The following is a 20,126-nucleotide window of genomic DNA, read 5'->3' on the forward strand; positions in this document are numbered from 1 at the left end:
GGGGCGCAGCCCCCGGGGCCTGCGCGGCTCGAGCGCAAATCATACTGAGCGGCGCAGCCGCACCGCTGGATCATTCCCGCGCCGCGTTCTAGACCTGTCGCCGACAGGAGAATGCCCATGCCGCTTTGCCCCGCCGACGACGCTTTTGCCGAGACCCTCGCTGCGCGCCTGCCGCCCGACACGCTGCGTCGGGCCGAGCCGCGTCACCTCGAGGAGCCGCGCGGCCGCTGGCACGGAATCTCGGGCTGGATCGCCCTGCCCCGCAATGCCGAGGAGACGGCCCTGGTCGTCCGCGCCTGCGCCGAGGCGCGCGTCGGGCTGATCCCGCTGGGCGGCGGCACCGGGCTTGTCGGCGGACAGATCGCACCCGACGGCCCGCCACCGCTGCTGGTCTCGACCGAACGCATGGCGGCGATCCGCGCCGTCTACCCGCGCGAGAACGTGCTGATCGCCGAGGCGGGCGCGATCCTCGCCGACGTGCAGGCGGCGGCAGAGGCCGAGAACCGGCTGTTTCCGCTATCCCTCGCCTCCGAAGGCTCGGCGCGGGTCGGCGGGTTGCTGGCGACGAACGCGGGCGGCGTCAACGTGCTGCGCTACGGCAATGCGCGCGACCAGGTGCTGGGGCTCGAGGCGGTGTTGCCCGACGGCACGATCTGGCACGGGCTGAAACGGCTGCGCAAGGACAACACCGGCTATGACCTGCGCCACCTGCTGATGGGCGCCGAAGGCACGCTGGGGATCATCACGGCGGCCGCGCTGAAACTGTCGCCCCGCCCAGCCGCGACCGGCACCGCGCTGCTGGCGGTGGCCTCACCCGAAGCCGCGCTCGACCTGCTGGCGCTGGCGCGCGACCGGCTGGGCGAGGCAGTGAGCGCCTTCGAGCTCATGGCCCGGACCGGCTTCGACTTCCTGCGGCAGACCCTGCCCGACCTGCGCCAGCCCTGGGACGCGGCGCCGGACTGGACAGTGCTGGTGGAGATCGGCCTGCCGCGCGGACTGGACCCGCAGGAGGCACTGGAAGACCTCTTTGCCGCCGCGCACGAGCGTGGCCTCTGCAACGACGGCCTGATCGCGCAGAATGCAGGCCAGGCGCAGGAGTTCTGGGCCGTGCGCGAACATATCCCCGAGGCCAACCGCCGCATCGGCGCCGTGTCGAGCCACGACATCTCGCTGCCGCTGGGCGAGGTCGCGCATTTCGTCGCCGAGGCCGGCCCGGCGCTGGAGCGGATCGGTGCCTTCCGTGTCAACTGTTTCGGCCACCTGGGCGACGGCAACCTGCATTACAACGTCTTTCCCCTGCCCGGCCGCAGCCCGGCGGATCATCGCAACCAGCGCGAAGAGGTCATGACCTGCCTGCACGACCTGGCGGATCGACTGGGCGGATCGGTCAGTGCCGAACACGGGATCGGCCGCCTGAAGGTCGGCGACCTGGAACGCTACGGCGATCCGGCCAAGCTGGCGGCGATGCGCGCGATCAAGCACGCGCTGGACCCGCAGGGGATCATGAATCCGGGCGCGGTGCTGCGCGTGGGCTGAGGCCCCTTGTTGCGAGGGGCATCAGGGGCTCTGCCGCTCTTGGCCTGCGGCCAATGCACCCCGGGATGTTTCCGGCCAGAAGAAACGCTGCCGCCCGCAGGATCAGCCCGCCTTCAATTGGCCGAGACGGCAAAGACGCAGCCGTCCGAGATCAGCTCCGGCGGCGTCAGGCACAGGCCCTTGGCGGTCTGGAAGGCGGCCAGCACCTTTGGCACGTAGTCGCGCGTCTCGGCATAAGGTGGGACGCCGCCATGTTTCGGGATCGAGTTCTCGCCCGCATTGTAGCCCGCCAGGACCAGGATCGGGTCGCCGTCGAATTGCTTCATCAGGAAGTCCAGGAACGCCACGCCGCCGCGGATGTTCTGCACCGGGTCGTCGCGGTCGATCACACCGAAGCGTTCCGCCGTGGCGGGCATGAGCTGCATCAGGCCGCTGGCCCCGGCATGGCTGACCGCATCGGCCCGCCCCGAGGATTCGACCGCGATCACCGCCAGCGCCAGCGCCGGGGAAACGCGCGTGCCCACCGTCTCGCGCAGGATGTGGCTGCCATATCGGGCGGCGATGTTCTGGAGCGATTGCAGCCGCGGGCTTGCCACGCCGTCGCCGGGCTGGCGCGCGGCCAGGGCATCCAGCGCGGCGCCGAGGCGCCCTGGCCCGCTGTCGGTCAGTTTCGGCGAGACCGCCTGCCAGAACCAGTCGTATCCGCCGGCAGGGGCGACAGGGCCTCCCGGGTCGCGCGGCGCGACCGTGGCGACCGCGGCGGGCGTCGCCGGCGGCGGCGGCACGGCAGGATTGTCGCGCGGGGCGATCTGCACCGTGATCCGTTTCGCACCGGGCGCGGGCGGTTTGACCCGCTTGGCCGAGAATTGCGGAAAGGGGCTGGGGGCTTCCGCCAGCACGGGCGGAGACGCCAGATGCAGCGCGCAAAGCGCCGCGAGAAGCGGGGTGACTCGCATGATTGCCTGGGCCTGCCTAGTTTTTTTTTGTCTGCTCTTTTGGCAGAGTTTCGCACAATCCACCCGTCTAGACCAGAATTGTTAACAAAAGCGGAACGAAAGCCAGCAATCTTCAAGGTCATGTCGCCGTTCTGCGCCCGAAAAATCATCCCAAGCCATTGATTTCAATACTACTAATTCCCGCTCCTTTGCCCTGCATGCGCCCCGCAGATACTGCAAAATCAATCCAATCCTGTCACACTCTTGCCCCAATGCGGGGGCCATATATGCCCATACCGCGACGGAACAGGGCAAGTGAGAGAGGCCCGGAACGGTCCAAGCGGTTCGAAGGACACCACATCTACGGAGAGAGACCAATGCTGAAATTCATCAACACCTTCCGCAAGGACGAAGACGGCGCTGTCACGGTGGACTGGGTCGTGCTGACCGCCGCTGTCGTGGGCCTGGCCATCGCCGCCTACTCGACCATCGAGACCAACGCCAACACGCTGATCACCGCTGCCGGTGGCGCCGTCGCGGCAGAGAACGACTTCTAATCACCCCGCGGCCTGACCGCCGCATTCAATCGACCGGCACCGCGGTGGTGCCGGCCCCTTCCCCGGACCGGGAACTCAGGAGAGACCAATGCTGAAATTCATCAACACCTTCCGCAAGGACGAAGACGGCGCTGTCACGGTGGACTGGGTCGTTCTGACCGCCGCTGTCGTGGGCCTGGCCATCGCCGCCTACTCGACCATCGAGACCAACGCGACCACGCTGATCACCGCTGCCGGTGGCGCTGTCGCGGCCGAAAACGACTTCTGAGCCTAAGGCTCTACCCGTCTAGCGCGGGCCGGCATCCCGGCCCGCGCTGTCCAACAGACAACGCGCAAAACGGGGAGCAAAGATGCTTGAGCGCCTGAAGGCCTTTACCGATGACGACAACGGCGCAGTCACTGTCGACTGGGTCGTGCTCACCGCCGCGGTTGTCGGCATGTCCGCGATCTCCTTTTTCGTGATCGAGGACAATTCCAACGACCTCATGGCGGCGGCAGGCGGCGCAATCGCCGCGGAAAACGACTTCTGATCGTTCCGAAATCGCAAGCGACGTAAAGGCTGAACCCAGAACGGGTCCGGCCTTTTTTCATGTCGGGGCCTTGCCCAACAATTCCCCAAGGCACGGCGCGTTTTGGCCATATTCCCCCGGTATCAAATCCCCACAAGCAGTTCACGACTCGTCCGAGTCCCAGGAAAAATGAGGTAAGACATGCGGCTCGTATTTGGACTCGTCCTGATTGCGGGACTCGGCCTGGCCGGTTTCGCGGTCTACATGGCGCAGAACTATATCGGTGCCTACGAGAACGCGCTCAAGCAGGAGCGCGAGAAGGCCACCAAGGCAGTTCCCACCCAGCAGATCTATGTGACCACGCGCGCCATCGCCTATGGCGAGCAGATCCAGCCCGAGGACTATCGCCTGGCCCCCTGGGCCAAGGAAGTCCTGCCCGAGGGCTTCTTCGACGAGGAAAACCCTTTCGTCAAAACCGGCGACAAACCCCGCGTCGCCGTGCGCGTCATCGAGAAGAACGAGGCGCTGACCACGGTCAAGGTGTCCGAACCCGGTGGTGACGCCGGCCTGACCTCTCGGCTGAACCGGGGAGAGCGCGCCTTTGCCATCGAGGTCGACGTGTCCTCGGGGGTGTCGGGCTTCCTGCGCCCGGGCGACCGCGTCGACATCTACTGGACCGGCCGGATCCCTGGCAACGACCCGAACCTGCCGACGGGTGACGTCACCAAGCTGATCCAGACCGGCATCCGCCTGATCGCCATCGACCAGAACTCGGTTGCGGACAGCACCGACGCGATGATCGCCCGCACCGTGACCGTCGCGGCGTCACCGCAGGAAATCGCCAACCTGGCGCAGGCGCAGCAGACCGGACAGTTGTCGCTGTCGCTGATGTCGCACAATGACGACACCGTCGCAGAGGCCATCGAGGTCGACCAGCGCTCGCTCCTGGGCCTGACCAAGCAGGAGCAGAAAGAGACAGAGGCGCTGAAGGTCTGCACCATCCGCACCCGCCGCGGCGCCGACGTCGTCGAACTGCCGATCCCCTGCTCGGATTGAACGGTTCGCCCCCGGCGCACCATGCGGGCCATCCTTCGGGGTGGCCCGCAGGCATTTCCCGTTAGCGTTGCATTTTCGCCTCTGTTGCGGGTTATCCACATAAAACCGGCATGGGAAGCCATTGATTCTTGCAAAAAATGGCAAACTGTCCCAAGTTGCAGTCAAAGCGGGCAACCAGACCCGCGTTCCGAGGCGTGATCGAAAGGCAGGTCACATGAAAATCGACAGGTTCATGCAGGCAGCCCTCTTGGGGTTGACTTTGGCATATGCGCCGGTGGCGCAGCAGGCAGAGGCGGAAAGCATCCGCGTCGTGCGGACAGGAACGGAATCGGTCCTGAGCGTCCCGATGAATCGGGCCGTCGTGGTCGAAAGCGACATCCCCTTTGCCGAGTTGTCCATCGCAAACCCCGCGATCGCGGATATCTCGTCATTGTCTGATCGGACGATATACGTCCTGGGCAAGGCGCCGGGCACCACGACATTGACCATTCTGGACGCCGAGGGACAGCTGATCACCAATGTCGATGTCCGCGTCGCCGCGGATGTCACCGAGTTCAAGGAACGGCTGCGCCAGATCCTCCCCGACGAGAAGATCGACGTGCGCACCGCCAATGACGGCATCGTTCTGTCAGGCACCGTGACCTCCATCCAGAAGCTGGAGAACGCACTGCAACTGGCTGAACGCTATGCGCCCAACCGGGTCTCGAACCTGATGGTGGTGGGCGGAATCCAGCAGGTCATGCTGAAGGTCCGCTTTGCCGAGATGCAGCGCTCGGTCGCCAAGACCCTGCGCGCTTCGCTGGCCACCGGCGGATCGGTGCTGAACGGCGACCTGGGACTTGAGATCGGCACCGGCAACGCAGCGCCGCTGACCGATGTCGACACCATCGTAGGCAAGCTTAACCCGCAATCGGGCTCGAACGCCGCCAATGGCGGCATGCTGCTGGGCTTCAACGCCGGCGGCCTTGAAATCGGCATCCTGCTGGAAGCGCTGGAACAGAAGGGCGTCGTCCGCACACTGGCCGAACCCAACCTCGTCGCCCTGTCGGGCCAGGAGGCCAAGTTCCTGGCGGGCGGGGAATATCCCATCCCGGTCAGCCAGCAGGGCGGCACGATTTCCATCGAATACAAGCCCTTCGGTGTCGAGCTGAACTTCATCCCGCGGGTTGTCGACGGCGACCTCATCAACATCGAGCTCGAGGCCGCCGTGTCGGCCATCGACCCCGACAACGGGTTCGAACTCGAGACGATCCGCGTCGACGCCTTCCGGCGCCGCGAGACTCAGACGACGGTCGAGATGCGCGACGGCGAAAGCTTTGCCATCGCCGGCCTGCTGCAGGACGATTTCCGCGACCTCAGCGGTCAGGTGCCTTGGCTGGGCGACATTCCCGTGCTGGGCGCGCTGTTCCGCAGCGCGGAGTATCGGCGCGAACAGTCGGAACTGGTCATCATCGTGACCCCGCACCTGGTGGAACCCACCCGGGGCGAGGCATTGGCCCTGCCGACCGACCGCGTCCGGCCGCCGACCGAAAAGGACCTGTTCCTCTTCGGCCGCGTCGCCGACGACACCAAGACGCGCCGCCCGACATCGGGCGCCGCGGGCGAGGTTGCGCGGCAGGACTTCAGCGGGTCTTATGGCTACGTGATGGACTAACGGACATGCGGGGGCGCACCATGATCAGGATCACTATCGCAACCGCCGGACTCGCCCTCTTGGGCGCCTGTGGCGTCGTCAGCAACGATCCGATCCAGGGCCAGTTCTGGCGTGAGGCGGGATCTCTGGTCGATACCGGCGACTTCGGCAACGCGACGATGAACAACCACCAGTACCAGACCGGCGAAAAGAAATTCGCCTACGACCTGGCGCAGCGGTTCGCATCCGAGGTGCTGACCACGGTCAACTTCGCCTTCAACAGCGACGCGCTGGACGCCGGCGCGCAGGACACGCTGCGCGAACAGGCCAACTGGATCCGGCAATTCCCCGAGTTGCGCTTCCGCGTCTATGGCCATACCGACAAGGTCGGCTCGGACGCCTACAACCGCTCTCTCGGCCTGCGTCGGGCACATGCGGTGGTCAACTTCATCGTCAGCCAGGGCGTCTCGCGCGAGCGCCTCGAGGCGGTCGTCTCCTACGGCGAGACGCAGCCTCTGATCGTGACCGAGGGACGCGAGCGGCGCAACCGCCGCACCGTGACCGAGGTGTCGGGCTGGGTCGGACGGCATCCGACCGTTCTGGACGGGCGCTATGCCGACGTGGTCTATCGCGAATACGTCAACAGTGCGCAGCCCGCGACCGGCCTCAGCGGCATCAGCGGCAACAACCTCAGCCTCGAAAGCGGCCTGACCGGCGGCGGCGGTGGCGGTGGCGCGGGGGCGGCGCAGGCGGGTCTCTGACCCGGCCAGCCCGGAAAAGACCGGCAGGAAGGCGCCTTCGGGCGCCTTTTTTCATGACCGCTTGCCAATCTGCGCCTGCCCTGCCCCGGCGCCGCGACTCCGGCCGGGACCGTCCGCCGATCATCTGCGCTTATCCAACAATTACGATCTTTTGGCCCAAATGTTGCCGCCTTTGGCAGCGACCTTGTCCGGCAAGGATCAATGTGCCGAGTCAGACCCGGCGCGCGCATTCGGAACGGGGCGGCCCCGCGCGGGTCCTTTCGCCTCAAACCGGAGCGGCTTCGAAAGGACCTGAGGCAAGATGGCGAGTATGACGAAAACACCGGATGCTCCTGCACCGATCCGGGGGTGTACGATCAGCCGCGACGTGCAGAACTTCGATCTTCTGATCGAGGATATGGAATCGATCCTGGGCGAGCAATGGGGCGACCTGGGTTTTGACGAGGCTCTGGCCTTCCTGACGCAACCCGAGGCGGCCCATCTAGAATTCGTCGCCATGGCGATCGACGCGCAGGACGAAAACGACATCGGCCGCCTCGGCGCCATCATCCAGGGGGCCGCGCAGGCCCGCATCAAGACGGTCCTGATCGCCGAAGACGTGACACCCGCTGCGCTGCACCAGCTGTTGCGGCTGGGCGCGGACGAATTCGTGCCCTACCCCCTGCCCGAGGGCGAACTGGCCGCCGCGGTCGAGCGGATGCGCAATGCCGCCCGCCCTGCGCCCGCACCCGAGAAGGAAAAGGTCAAGCTGTCGGGTGGCGGCGACGGCGTGCTGATCGCGGTGCAGTCGATCGCAGGCGGCGCCGGCGGCACGACCCTGGCCGTGAACCTCGCCTACGAGCTGGCCACCTCCAAGAAGGAGCACGCGCCGCGCGTCTGCATCATCGACCTCGGCCTGCAATTCGGTTCGGTGGCGACCTATCTCGACCTCAACCGCCGCGACGCGGTGATCGAGCTTCTGGCCAACCCCGAGCATCTCGACGAAGACAGCTTTGCCCAGGCGCTGGAGGTCTATGACGGTAAGGTGCAGGTCTTTACCGCGCCGCCCGACATCCTGCCGCTGGACATGATCGGCCCGGCCGAGGTGCACCGGTTGCTGGACGTGGCACGCGAGCATTTCGACTTTGTCATCGTCGACATGCCCTCGACCCTCGTCAACTGGAGCGAGACCGTCCTGACCGAGGCGCAGGTCTATTTCGCGCTGGTCGAGCTCGACATGCGCTCGGCCCAGAACACGCTTCGGCTCAAGCGGGCCCTCCAGGCCGAGGACCTGCCCTTTGGCAAGATCCGCTTCGTGCTGAACCGCGCGCCCAAGTTCACCGACCTGCAAGGCAAGGCGCGGGTCAAGCGCATGGCCGAAAGCCTGGGCATCGCGCTGGATGTGCGCCTGCCCGATGGCGGGCACGTGGTGACGCAGGCCTGCGATCACGGCGAACCGCTGGCGGTGCATTCCGCCAAGAACCCCCTGCGCAAGGAGATCGTAAAGCTGGCCACCAGCCTGATCTCCGTCGGCGCAACCGACTCCGAGGCAGCCTGAAAGGACTGAACACCGATGTTTTCGAGATACAAGAAGACCCAGGTGACAGACGCCAAGCCGGTCGCCAGCACGGCCACCGCATCGACGAGCATGGCGCCCGCGCCCGTTTCCACGGTCATGCGCAAGCAGAAGCCGACCGTGCCGGCGCAGACCGCGCCGCAGGACAAGGAGAAGAAGCGCAAGGAACGGCTTGGCGAGATCAAGCTTGAGTTGCACCGCGCGCTGCTGGAAAACCTGAACCTCGCCGCTCTGGACCAGGCCACCGAGTCTGAACTGCGCGAAGAGATCAACGACATCGCCACCGAGGCGCTCCAGGAAAGCGGCATCGTCCTGACCCGCGAAGAGCGGCGGATGCTGGGCAACGACCTCTATGACGAGGTCAAGGGTCTGGGCCCGCTCGAAACCCTGCTCAAGGATGACAGCGTCTCGGACATCCTGGTGAACGGGCCGCATCAGGTCTTCATCGAACGGGGCGGCAAGCTGACCCTGTCGGACGTGACCTTCAAGGACGAACGCCACCTGATGCGGATCATCGATAAGATCGTGTCCGCGGTCGGCCGGCGCGTCGATGAAAGCAACCCCTACGTCGACGCCCGCCTTTCGGATGGCTCGCGTTTCAACGCGATGGTGCCGCCGATCGCCATCGACGGCAGCCTGGTCTCGATCCGGAAATTCAAGAAGGACAAGCTGGGGATCGACGACCTGATCCGCTTCGGCGCCTTCACCGAGGAAATGGCCGTCTACCTTCAGGCCGCTGTGGCCACCCGTCTGAACATCATCGTCTCGGGCGGCACGGGCTCGGGCAAGACGACCACGCTCAACGCGCTGTCCAGCTTCATCGACGACAGCGAGCGCATCCTGACGATCGAGGACACCGCCGAACTCCAGCTGCAACAGAGCCATGTGGGCCGGATGGAAAGCCGCCCGCCCAACGTCGAGGGCAAGGGCGCGGTCACGCCGCGGGACTGCCTCAAGAACGCGCTGCGGATGCGTCCCGATCGCATCATCGTCGGCGAGACGCGCGGCGAGGAAGTCATCGACATGCTTCAGGCGATGAACACCGGCCACGACGGATCGATGACCACGATCCACGCCAACAGCGCCCGTGACGGCGTGGCGCGACTTGAAAACATGATCGCCATGGCCGGGATCGAGATGCCGCTGAAGGCGATGCGCAGCCAGATCGCCAGCGCCGTCAACCTGATCGTGCAGGCCTCCCGCCTCCAGGACGGTTCGCGCCGGATGACCTCGATCACCGAGATCACCGGCATGGAAGGCGACGTGATCTCGATGCAGGAACTGTTCCGCTTCCAGCGAGTCGGCCTGACCCCTGACAACAAGATCATCGGCCATTTCACTGCGACCGGCGTGCGCAGCCATTACAGCGAGCGCTTCCGCATGTGGGGTTACGACATCCCGCCGTCGATCTACGAACCCTTCAGACCGGAGTAACCCGTCATGAGTGCAGAACCGATCATCTACGGCATGATCTTCCTGGGCGTTCTGATCCTCGTCGAGGGGGTCTATCTGGTCGCCTTCGGCAAGTCGATCAGCCTCAACAGCAAGGTCAATCGCCGGCTGGAAATGCTCGAAAAGGGCAACAACCGCCGCGAGGAAGTGCTGGCCAAGCTCCGCAAGGAGATGGACCAGCACATGCAAAGCCGCTCTCTGCCGCTGTATTCCGTGCTCGCGGACAAGGCGCAGAAGGCGGCCATCGCATTCACGCCGAAACAGCTGATCATGCTGATGGTCGCGGTCAGCGTCTTTTCCTTCATCGGCCTGACCGCCGGCACCGAGGCCTCGCTGCCGGTGCGCGCGCTGATGGCGGCGGTGATGGGCGTGGGTGGCGTCTACATGTGGATCAACCACAAGGCCAAGAAGCGCCTCTCGCTGATCGAGGAACAACTGCCCGACGCGGTCGAGCTGATGGTGCGGTCACTGCGCACCGGCTATCCGTTTTCGTCCGCGATCTCGATCGTCTCGAAAGAGATCAAGGACCCGCTGGCCACCGAGTTCGGCATCATCGCCGACGAATCCACCTATGGCCGCGACATTGGCGAGGCGCTCAAGCACATGGCCGAACGGCTGGACATGCAGGATTTGCGCTTTCTCGCCGTGGCCGTGGCGATCCAGCAGCAGGCCGGTGGCAACCTGGCCGAGATCCTCGACGGCCTGGCCAAGGTGATCCGCGCCCGCTTCCGCCTGTTCCGCAGGGTGAAGGCGATCACCGCCGAGGCGCAATGGTCGGGCAAGTTCCTGTCCGCCTTCCCGGTCGGCGCGCTGATCTTCATCCAGGTGGCCAAGCCCGACTATTACGACGAAGTGCTGGATCACCCGTGGTTCATCCCCGCCTGCTTCATCGTGGGCATCATGCTGACGCTGAACATCTTCGTGATGCGCGCGCTGGTGAACATCAAGGTCTGAGGAGAAACCCGCCATGATCGCAGAACTCAACGACAGTATCGTCGACCTTCTTGGACCGGCCGGACCGCTGATGGTGGTTGCCGGCCTCGCCTTCCTGATGATCGTCGCAACCGTGCCGATGATGCTGGCCTCCAAGTCCGATCCGATGGACAAGCTGCGCAAGACCGGCCAGCAGAAAATGGACGCGGAAACCCGCGCCATCCTGCGCGACAAGCGGCGCAACGAGAAGCTGAACAAGTATGCGCAGTTCCTCGAGCCACAGAATGAGAAGGAGCTGTCCGACATCCGGATGAAGCTGCTTCAGGCGGGTTATCGCAGCAAGGACGCGGTCCAGATCTACTATTTCGCGCAGTTCGCGCTGGGCCTCGGCCTGCTGGGTGTCGGCGTGGCGTACTTCCTGCTGTTCAAGAACTCCGGCGACGCGACCATGCAGCAGAAGCTGATGTATATCCTCGGCCCCGGCGCCGCGGGCTACATGGCGCCGAAGTACTGGGTCAACAAGCGTATGGAAAAGCGCAAGGAAGAGATCCAGCAGGGTTTCCCTGACGCGCTGGACATGATGCTGGTCTGCGTCGAGGCAGGCCAGTCGATGGACCAGGCGATCGTGCGTATCTCGAAAGAGTTGCACGCATCCTTCCCGTCTCTGGCCGACGAATTCGCCATCATCAGCCACGAGATGAAGGCCGGCAAGGACAAGGGCCAGGTGCTCAACGACATGGGCGAACGCTGCGGCGTGCAGGACGTATCGAGTTTCGTCACCGTTCTGAACCAGGCGCAGACCTTCGGCACCTCGATTTCCGACGCGCTGCGCGTCTACGCGGGGGAAATGCGTGACAAAAGGGTCATGCGTGCCGAAGAAGCGGCAAACAAGTTGCCGACAAAGATGACGCTGACCACTATGATGCTCACGGTGCCTCCGCTGCTGATCATCCTGGTCGGTCCCTCGGCGGTGGGCATCACCGAGATGGGCAATATCGGGAAGTAACCATGCGCTTACCCCTCGTGGGAGCCGCCCTTTTGACCAGCCTTCTGGCCGCCTGTTCCGCAGGCGGCCTCGGCGCGCCCGGGGACCGGGTCTTTGCCCCCGGCCTCGATCCGCGCGGGCAGTCGGTCAGCGGGCTGGAAGTGGGCCACCGGCTGATGGATGCCGGCGAATACGACCTGGCGCTGGACGCCTTCACCCGCGCCGCGGGCGAGGAAGGCATGACCGGCGAGGTCGCGGTGGGCCTCGGCTCGGCCAACCTCGGGCTGGGGCGGCTGAACCAGGCCGAACAACTGCTGCGGCTGGCCGTGCGGCAGGAACCCGACTGGCCCGAGGCCTGGAACAACCTGGGCGTCGTGTTGATCGAACGCGGCAAGGTTGCCGAGGCGGCGCAGGTGTTCCGCAAGGCCTATGCGCTGGACAATGGCGAAAGTGACTCAATCCGCGACAATCTTCGCTTGGCTCTCGCAAAACTTGACAATTCGGATTATGCTTTGGGTAGTGAAGAAGAATTCAGGCTGGTGCGCCGGGGCAGCGGGATCTACCAGATCCGGCCGAACCGGTAGAAAAACGAGAACCGGCCACGAGAGGCAGAGCAGTATAAAGGACGCAGGCACATGCGCCACCCTATCCTCGTTTCCGTTTGCGTGGCGGGCATCGCCGCGCTGTCGGCCTGTGACAAGACGATTGACAAGAACGCCGTCGACCGAAAGTTCCAGGACAGCCTGAACGTCATCGACGAATCCAACCTCAACGACGTCATGCTGTCGGCAGGCGATCCGAACGAGGCGGTGACCTATTTCGAGCGCGCCAGCGCCAACGCCCCGGAGCGCCTGGACCTCAAGCGCGGCCTCGCCGCCTCGCTGGTCAAGGCCAAGCGCATCCCCGAGGCGAAACGCGCCTGGGCCGAGGTCGTGGCCGATCCCGCCAGCACGCCCGGCGACCGGGTCGAACTGGCCGACACTCTGATCCGCGCCAACGACTGGGCCGAGGCGGAGCAGGTTCTGGACGCGATCCCGCCCACCGTCGAGACCTTCAAGCGCTACCGGCTCGAGGCGATGATCGCCGACGGCAACAAGGAATGGGACAAGGCCGACAGTTTCTATGAAACCGCCGTCGGCCTGACGACCCAGCCCGCCAACGTGCTGAACAACTGGGGCTATTCCAAGCTGTCGCGCGGCGACTTCGCGGGTGCAGAGCGGCTGTTCATCGACGCGATCCGGCAGGACCGCTCGCTGTTCACCGCCAAGAACAACCTTGTTCTCGCCCGCGGCGCGCAGGGCAACTACACGCTGCCCGTGGTGCCGATGACGCAGATCGAACGCGCCAACCTGCTGCACACGCTGGGCCTTGCGGCGGTCAAGCGCGGCGACGTGCAGATCGGCAAGGGCCTGATGCGCGAGGCGATCGAGACCCATCCCCAGCATTTCGAGGAAGCGGCGCGCTCGCTCGACGCGCTCGAAGCCAGCGTCACGAATTGAGGCGGCGATGGACATCGCCGCCAGCGCCGCCCTGTGGTTCGCACCGTTCGTGGTGCCGCTCTGTCTTTATGTCTGCTGGACGGACATGGCGACGATGCGCATCCGGAACCATGCCGTCGTGGCGCTGTTCATCATCTATGCCGTGGTGGGGCTGATCGCCCTGCCGCTGGACGCCTACCTGTGGCGCTACCTGCACCTGGCCGTTGTCCTGGTGGCGGGGATCGCGCTGAACGCGGGCGGGGCGATGGGCGCGGGCGATGCCAAGTTCGCCGCCGCCGCCGCCCCATTCATCCATATCGGAGACCTGCGGCTGCTGGTCTTCCTGTTTGCCGCGACCCTGCTGGCGGCCTTCAGCGCGCATCGCCTGGCCAAGCACACGGCCCTGCGCCGCCTCGCGCCCGACTGGGTCAGCTGGAAAAGCGGGCAGCGTTTCCCGATGGGGTTGGCCCTGGGCGGCACGCTGGCCATCTACCTGCTGCTCGGCATCTGGATCGGCCGCCCGGCCTGAGCCTGCGGGGGCCAAGAAACATCCCCGCCCAAGCCCCTGATTTGCCACAAAGCCGCGCGATCTTGTGCCCAACACAAGAAACCGGAGGCCGAGCCATGAACATGCAGATCGGAGAGGTGACCGCACCGCCCCCACCACGTCGGCTGGAGGATGTCGGGCTGTCGCCGGTGATGATGCGGGACATCCTGCTCAAGACCCTGTTCCGCAAGAACACCAACCTGCCCACCACGCTGGCGCGGGCCGTCTGCCTGCCCGTTCCCATCACCCAGGAACTGATCGACTCGGCGCGTAGCCAGGGTCTGCTCGAGGCGATGGGCACGCTGGGGCCAGGCGGCGCCACGTCCGCCGAGATGCCCTACCAGCTGACCGACAGCGGCAAGGCCCGCGCGCTGGATGCGCTGGCGCAGTCCGAGTATTTCGGCCCGATGCCGGTGCCGCTGGAGATGTATCGCGAGCAGGTCTCGCGCCAGTCGATCCGCAACATCCATATCTCGCGCGAGCAACTGACCGGTGCGATGAGCCACCTGGTCCTGCCGGAGAACCTGATCTCGAATCTCGGCCCGGCCGTGTCCTCCGGTCGCTCGATCCTGATGTATGGCCCGCCCGGCAACGGCAAGTCCTCGATCTCGAACGGCATCCGCGACGCGATGGGCGACCGTATCTATGTGCCGCTCGCGCTGGAGTATTCCGGCCAGGTGATCTCGGTCTATGACCCGATCGTGCATTCCCGCGCCGAGGACGATTCGGACAACCCCAACAGCCTGCGCCGCACGTCGCGCTTCGACCGTCGCTACATGCTGTGCCAGAGGCCCACGGTCATCACCGGCGGCGAGCTGTCGCTGTCCATGCTCGACCTCGTCTATAACCCGACCGCCCGCACCTACCAGGCGCCCTTGCAGTTGAAATCGACCGGCGGGATCTTCATCGTCGACGACCTCGGCCGCCAGGCCGAACCGCCGCAGAAGCTGGTCAACCGCTGGATCGTCCCACTGGAAGAGGGCAAGGACATCCTCGCGCTGCAATCGGGCGAGAAGTTCGAGGTGCCCTTCGACACGCTGGTGATCTTCTCGACCAACTTCCATCCCAACGAGATCTTCGACCAGGCCGCGCTGCGCCGGATCTTCTTCAAGATCAAGATCGACGGCCCCGCCCAGGAGGACTTCCTCAAGATCTTCGCGCTGGTGGCCCGCAAGAAGAAGATGCAGCTGGACGAGGCCAGCCTCGTGCACCTGCTCAAGACGAAGTATCCCACCATCGGCAACGTCTACGCGAACTACCAGCCCGTCTTCCTGGTCGACCAGATGATCGCCGTTTGCGACTTCGAGGGCTGGCCCTACAAGATGACGCCGGAACTGGTGGACCGCGCCTGGGGCAACATGTTCGTCCGCGACGAGCATATCGTGAAGTGACGGCCGGATCCGCGCGCGACCGCGCGGACCGTTCCGACCCATCGCGGCGATACACGGCGCATTCCGCCCAATTGCCCCTTGACGCCCCTGCCCCGTCCGCTTAATCACCCGCCACGTTGGCGCGGTAGCTCAGTTGGTTAGAGCGAACGACTCATAATCGTTAGGTCGGGGGTTCGAGTCCCCCCCACGCCACCACACCCCTCTCTCACATCCGGATGCTCACGGGACAGGCACTGCCGATGCTGGCCGGACGCTGCCCCCCGCGGTGCCATCGACAGGCGCCAAGGGGCGCGTCAGGTTCTGGTTTCGGGGCGGATTGGCAGTCGAAATAGGGCCGCCGTCGAATGGGAATGAACACAAGACGATTGATTTTTTGCGCGCGATAAGAAAACTTGGCGGGTAGGAGAAAGCATGCCCACGGCATCAAAGCGGTCGCTTGGCCGGGATTGGACAGCGTGAAGAAGATTCGCAACATGGAGGAGTTCGCGGCGCGCAGCGGCATCTCGCGCCCGACGGTGTCGAAGTATTTCAACGACCCCGAAAGCGTCCGCCCCTCGACCCGCGAGCGGATCGAGAAGGCGCTGGAACGCTACGAATTCCGCCCCAACCTGTTCGCGATGAACCAGAACCGCAAGCTGACCAAGAATGTCGGCATCGTGGTGCCGTTCCTGTCCGACCCGGTGTTCGCCGAGCACGCCCGCGCCATCGAGCAGCGCAGTATCCAGGCGGGCTATCGCCCCTTCATCTTCAGCGCCTATGGCCGGCCCGAGGTCGAGGTAGAGATCCTCGACAGCCTGCGCTCGCTGAAACCGGCGGGCGTGCTGCTGGCACCGCTTGGCCGCGCATCGGACAAGGCCGAGATCGAGAAATTCTGCCGCGACGTGCCCACCGTCCTGTTCGACAGCAACATCGACGGCATGGGCGAAGCCTTTGTTGGCTCTGACAATTTCAGTTTCGTCAACCAGACGGTGGACTACCTGGTCCGCACCGGAGAGCCGCCCTGCTTCTTTGAGATGCGCAGGCCCGCCAACCCCAACGCGAACAAGCGACGCGCTGCCTACATCGCCGCAATGCAGCGACATGGGCTGGAACCCCAGGTGATCCAGATCGAGGGCGATGGCTGGGGCTTCGAGGAAATCGGGCGGCAAGGCGCGCTGCGCGCCTTCGAGGACCGCGCCCTGCCCGGCAACACCGTGCTGTGCAGCAACGACCGCCTCGCCATCGGCCTTCTGTCGGCCTGCTATGACCGAGGCTTGCGTGTAGGCCGGGGCGAGGGCTGCGCGCTGCGCGTGGCCTCGCATGACGACCATCCCTTTGCCCGTTTCACCTGCCCGTCCCTGACCACGGCGGCGCATGATTACGAGGCCGTGGCAGAGCGTAGCGTGCAGACCCTGCTGGAGGTGATCGACGCCGGCGGCAGCCTGGCCGACCGCAAGGAAACGCTGTTTCCGGCGCACCTGGTCCTGCGCGCATCGGCCTGAGTAATTTTACGCGCGTAAATTTTTTATTGACGCGAATCGACATTCGCTGCAATGTTGGCGCCATCATCCAAGCATAGGGAGGACAGGGATGAGCTTCGCAAACGCACTTCGTGCGGCGACTTCGCTCGCACTCGTGTTCGGCGCCACGGCGCAGGCCGAGACCATTACCATCGCAACCGTCAACAACGGCGACATGATCCGCATGCAGGGTCTGACCGAGGATTTCACCACCAAGACCGGACACACGGTCGAGTGGGTGACCCTCGAGGAGAACGTGCTGCGCCAGCGTGTCACCACGGACATCACCACCAAGGGTGGCCAGTTCGACATCATGACGATCGGCATGTACGAGACTCCGATCTGGGGCAAGAACGGCTGGCTCGTCCCGCTGGACGACCTCAGCGCCGAATATGACGTCGACGACCTGCTGCCGGCCATGCGCAACGGCCTCAGCTATGACGGCACGCTCTTTGCGGCGCCGTTCTATGGCGAAAGCTCGATGATCATGTATCGCACCGACCTGATGGAAAAGGCCGGGCTGGAGATGCCCGAGGCACCGACCTGGCAGTTCATCCGCCAGGCCGCAGCGGCCATGACCGACCGCGCCAACGACATCAACGGTATCTGCCTGCGCGGCAAGGCCGGCTGGGGTGAGGGCGGCGCCTTCATCACCGTCACCGCCAACTCGTTCGGCGCACGCTGGTTCGACGAAGAGTGGAACGCCCAGTTCGACCAGCCCGAGTGGAAAGAGGCGCTGGAGTTCTTCGTCGGCATGATGTCGGAATCGGGCCCGGCCGGCTATGCCACCAACGGCTTCAACGAGAACCTCTCGCTGTTCCAGCAGGGCAAGTGCGGCATGTGGATCGACGCCACCGTGGCAGCATCCTTCGTGACCAACCCCAACGACTCGAGCGTCGCCGACAAGGTGGGCTTTGCCCTGGCGCCGAACTCCGAGGGTGTGGAAAAGCGCTCCAACTGGCTCTGGGCCTGGGCGCTGGCGATCCCCGCCGGTACGCAGAAGACCGACGCGGCCAAGCAGTTCATCGAATGGGCGACCTCGAAGGACTACATCGAGCTCGTGGCCGCGAAAGAAGGCTGGGCCAACGTTCCCCCGGGCGCGCGGACCTCTCTCTATGAGAACCCGAACTACATGGAAGTGCCCTTCGCCAAGATGACGCTGGACTCGATCCTGTCGGCCGACCCGAACAACCCGACGGTCAAGCCGGTTCCCTATGTCGGCATCCAGTTCGCCGCCATCCCGGAATTCGCGGGCATCGCGACCGAAGTCAGCCAGGAGTTCTCGGCCGTCTATGCCGGCCAGCAATCCGTGGACGAAGCCCTGGCCAAGGCGCAGGCCCTGACCAACGACGCAATGGAAGCCGCGGGCTACCGCTAAGCGTTCCTCCCCACCGGGGGGCGGCCCAAGGGCGGCCCCCCGGACCCCAGAAAAACTCTTTACATCTCAGAGTTCCGCGAAAAGACGGCTCGTCCGTCAATGGAAGAGGCTTGCCATGGCGACCCAGCATTCCCGATCCGCCGCCCGTCTGATGATGGCGCCCGCTGTGATCCTGCTCTTGGGCTGGATGCTGGTGCCGCTGACGATGACGCTGTTCTTCTCGTTCAAGAAATACCTGCCGATGCGCGGCGACTCCCTCGAAAACGGCCTCGAATGGGTCGGCTTCGAGAATTACGTGCGCTTCATCGGCTCCAGTTCCTTCTGGCCCAGTGTGCAGGCGACGCTTGTGATCGTCGGCGGCGTGCTGGCCATCACCGTGATCCTGGGCATCTTCCTGGCGATCCTGCTCGACCAGCCGTTCTGGGGACAGGGCGTCGTCCGCATCCTCGTGATCGCCCCGTTCTTCGTCATGCCGACCGTGTCGGCGCTGGTCTGGAAGAACATGTTCATGGATCCGGTCAACGGCATCCTGGCGCATCTGTGGCGCTTCTTCGGGGCAGAGCCGGTGTCCTGGCTGTCGGATGCCTCGCTGCAGTCGATCATCATGATCGTCTCCTGGCAGTGGCTGCCCTTTGCCACGTTGATCCTGCTGACCGCGATCCAGTCGCTGGACAGCGAACAGCTGGAAGCGGCCGAAATGGACGGCGCCCCGGTCGTGCAGCGCTTCTTCTACATCGTGCTGCCGCATCTCGGCCGGGCGATCACCATCGTGATCCTGATCCAGACGATCTTCCTTCTGTCGATCTTCGCCGAAATCTTCGTCACGACCGGCGGCGCCTTCGGCACCCGGACGCTCACTTACCTGATCTTCCAGCGGGTCATCGACAGCCAGAACATCGGGCTCGGTTCCGCCGGCGGTGTCTATGCGATCATCCTCGCCAACATCGTCGCCGCCTTCCTGATGCGCATCGTCGGAAAGAACCTCGATGCCTGATCCAGGCACCCGTCGCGCTCCGGCCCTCGGCCGGGTCGCCCCCCTCACCCAAGAGGTCCCGGCACGAGGCCGGGACGGGAGACGCTGACATGGCACGCTCTACCACGACCCGCCGAAAGATCATCACCACCGCCGCCGCCTGGGCCGTCGGCCTGCTGATCTTCTTCCCGATCTACTGGACCATCCTGACCAGCTTCAAGACAGAGGCCCAGGCGATCAACGACCCGCCGCTGTTCTTCTTCTTCGACTGGACGCTGGAAAACTACGCCGTCGTCCAGGAGCGATCGGACTACATGCGCTTCCTGTGGAACTCGGTCATCATCTCTGGTCTCTCGACGCTGCTGGGGGTCATGATCGCGGTCCCTGCCGCCTGGTCGATGGCCTTTGTGCCCTCGCGGCGCACCAAGGACATCCTGCTGTGGATGCTGTCCACCAAGATGCTGCCCGCTGTCGGCGTCCTCTATCCGATCTCGCTGCTCTTCGTGAAGTTCGGCCTGCTGGACACGCGGACAGGCCTGGTCGTGGTGCTGATGCTGATCAACCTGCCGATCATCGTCTGGATGCTCTACACCTACTTCAAGGAGATCCCCGGCGAGATCCTCGAGGCGGCCCGGATGGACGGCGCCACACTGCGCGAGGAAATCGTCTACATCCTGACGCCGATGGCCATTCCCGGCATTGCCTCTACCATGCTGCTGAACTTCATCCTGGCCTGGAACGAGGCGTTCTGGACACTCAACCTGACCGCCGCCAAGGCCGCCCCGCTGACCGCCTTCATCGCCAGCTATTCCAGCCCCGAGGGCCTGTTCTTTGCCAAGCTCAGCGCGGCATCCACCATGGCCATCGCCCCGATCCTGATCCTGGGCTGGTTCAGCCAGAAACAACTTGTCCGAGGCCTGACCTTCGGCGCCGTTAAGTGAGGAAAGA

Annotated in this window: 20 protein-coding genes and 1 tRNA gene; 20 read left to right on the top strand and 1 reads right to left on the bottom strand. The window is 64.8% G+C overall.

What is annotated here, in order from left to right; translation table 11 throughout:
• The first annotated feature begins 117 nt into the window (after positions 1-117).
• Complete coding sequence (locus KB874_RS21530) at positions 118-1,536, top strand: FAD-binding oxidoreductase (RefSeq protein ID WP_212538632.1); 1,419 nt, start codon at positions 118-120, stop codon at positions 1,534-1,536.
• A gap of 113 nt (positions 1,537-1,649) precedes the next feature.
• Here the strand turns inward: KB874_RS21530 and KB874_RS21535 are convergent, their stop codons facing one another.
• Complete coding sequence (locus KB874_RS21535; RefSeq protein ID WP_212538633.1) at positions 1,650-2,492, bottom strand: lytic transglycosylase domain-containing protein; 843 nt, start codon at positions 2,490-2,492, stop codon at positions 1,650-1,652.
• A gap of 356 nt (positions 2,493-2,848) precedes the next feature.
• Here KB874_RS21535 and KB874_RS21540 point away from each other — a divergent pair, with 356 nt between their 5' ends.
• The 19 genes from KB874_RS21540 (at position 2,849) to KB874_RS21630 (ending at position 20,119) form a co-directional block, all read left to right on the top strand.
• Positions 2,849-3,028 carry a Flp family type IVb pilin gene (locus KB874_RS21540; protein WP_212538634.1) on the top strand — a complete coding sequence of 60 codons (180 nt, stop codon included), beginning with the start codon at positions 2,849-2,851 and terminating at the stop codon, positions 3,026-3,028.
• A gap of 88 nt (positions 3,029-3,116) precedes the next feature.
• Positions 3,117-3,296, top strand: a complete 180-nt coding sequence (locus KB874_RS21545) for a Flp family type IVb pilin (RefSeq protein WP_212538635.1) — start codon at positions 3,117-3,119, stop codon at positions 3,294-3,296.
• An 82-nt stretch (positions 3,297-3,378) separates the two neighbouring features.
• The gene (locus tag KB874_RS21550) at positions 3,379-3,558 is read left to right on the top strand and encodes a hypothetical protein (protein WP_212538636.1); all 180 of its coding nucleotides are present in this window, start codon (positions 3,379-3,381) and stop codon (positions 3,556-3,558) included.
• Between the two features lie 180 nt (positions 3,559-3,738).
• Positions 3,739-4,593 (top strand): Flp pilus assembly protein CpaB, encoded by an 855-nt coding sequence (gene cpaB / locus KB874_RS21555; RefSeq protein WP_212538637.1) that lies wholly within the window; start codon positions 3,739-3,741, stop codon positions 4,591-4,593.
• A gap of 214 nt (positions 4,594-4,807) precedes the next feature.
• Positions 4,808-6,247 (top strand): type II and III secretion system protein family protein, encoded by a 1,440-nt coding sequence (locus KB874_RS21560; protein ID WP_212538638.1) that lies wholly within the window; start codon positions 4,808-4,810, stop codon positions 6,245-6,247.
• 20 nt (positions 6,248-6,267) lie between these two features.
• Complete coding sequence (locus tag KB874_RS21565) at positions 6,268-6,987, top strand: OmpA family protein (protein WP_249200727.1); 720 nt, start codon at positions 6,268-6,270, stop codon at positions 6,985-6,987.
• 301 nt (positions 6,988-7,288) lie between these two features.
• Positions 7,289-8,524, top strand: coding sequence for a CpaE/TadZ family protein (locus KB874_RS21570; protein WP_212538640.1), 1,236 nt, complete (start codon positions 7,289-7,291; stop codon positions 8,522-8,524).
• A 15-nt stretch (positions 8,525-8,539) separates the two neighbouring features.
• Positions 8,540-9,976: a TadA family conjugal transfer-associated ATPase gene (locus KB874_RS21575; RefSeq protein WP_212538641.1), complete on the top strand. Its 1,437-nt coding sequence runs from the start codon at positions 8,540-8,542 to the stop codon at positions 9,974-9,976.
• 6 nt (positions 9,977-9,982) lie between these two features.
• Positions 9,983-10,948, top strand: a complete 966-nt coding sequence (locus tag KB874_RS21580; protein WP_212538642.1) for a type II secretion system F family protein — start codon at positions 9,983-9,985, stop codon at positions 10,946-10,948.
• 13 nt (positions 10,949-10,961) lie between these two features.
• On the top strand, positions 10,962-11,933 hold the full coding sequence (locus KB874_RS21585; RefSeq protein WP_212538643.1) for a type II secretion system F family protein: 972 nt from the start codon (positions 10,962-10,964) through the stop codon (positions 11,931-11,933).
• A 2-nt stretch (positions 11,934-11,935) separates the two neighbouring features.
• Positions 11,936-12,496, top strand: a complete 561-nt coding sequence (locus tag KB874_RS21590; RefSeq protein WP_212538644.1) for a tetratricopeptide repeat protein — start codon at positions 11,936-11,938, stop codon at positions 12,494-12,496.
• A 51-nt stretch (positions 12,497-12,547) separates the two neighbouring features.
• Complete coding sequence (locus KB874_RS21595; RefSeq protein WP_212538645.1) at positions 12,548-13,411, top strand: tetratricopeptide repeat protein; 864 nt, start codon at positions 12,548-12,550, stop codon at positions 13,409-13,411.
• 7 nt (positions 13,412-13,418) lie between these two features.
• Positions 13,419-13,919, top strand: coding sequence for a prepilin peptidase (locus KB874_RS21600; RefSeq protein ID WP_212538646.1), 501 nt, complete (start codon positions 13,419-13,421; stop codon positions 13,917-13,919).
• A gap of 95 nt (positions 13,920-14,014) precedes the next feature.
• Positions 14,015-15,328 carry an ATPase gene (locus KB874_RS21605; RefSeq protein ID WP_212538647.1) on the top strand — a complete coding sequence of 438 codons (1,314 nt, stop codon included), beginning with the start codon at positions 14,015-14,017 and terminating at the stop codon, positions 15,326-15,328.
• 118 nt (positions 15,329-15,446) lie between these two features.
• Positions 15,447-15,523 (top strand) — tRNA-Met (locus tag KB874_RS21610).
• A 260-nt stretch (positions 15,524-15,783) separates the two neighbouring features.
• A complete protein-coding gene (locus tag KB874_RS21615; protein WP_346346587.1) occupies positions 15,784-16,809 on the top strand; it encodes a LacI family DNA-binding transcriptional regulator in 1,026 nt (341 codons plus the stop codon).
• A gap of 88 nt (positions 16,810-16,897) precedes the next feature.
• The gene (locus KB874_RS21620; protein WP_212538648.1) at positions 16,898-18,205 is read left to right on the top strand and encodes an ABC transporter substrate-binding protein; all 1,308 of its coding nucleotides are present in this window, start codon (positions 16,898-16,900) and stop codon (positions 18,203-18,205) included.
• A gap of 115 nt (positions 18,206-18,320) precedes the next feature.
• The gene (locus KB874_RS21625; RefSeq protein WP_212538649.1) at positions 18,321-19,199 is read left to right on the top strand and encodes a carbohydrate ABC transporter permease; all 879 of its coding nucleotides are present in this window, start codon (positions 18,321-18,323) and stop codon (positions 19,197-19,199) included.
• Between the two features lie 89 nt (positions 19,200-19,288).
• Positions 19,289-20,119 carry a carbohydrate ABC transporter permease gene (locus KB874_RS21630; RefSeq protein ID WP_212538650.1) on the top strand — a complete coding sequence of 277 codons (831 nt, stop codon included), beginning with the start codon at positions 19,289-19,291 and terminating at the stop codon, positions 20,117-20,119.
• Positions 20,120-20,126 lie beyond the last annotated feature (7 nt).

The organism is Thetidibacter halocola (assembly GCF_018224955.1).
GTDB lineage: Bacteria > Pseudomonadota > Alphaproteobacteria > Rhodobacterales > Rhodobacteraceae > Thetidibacter > Thetidibacter halocola.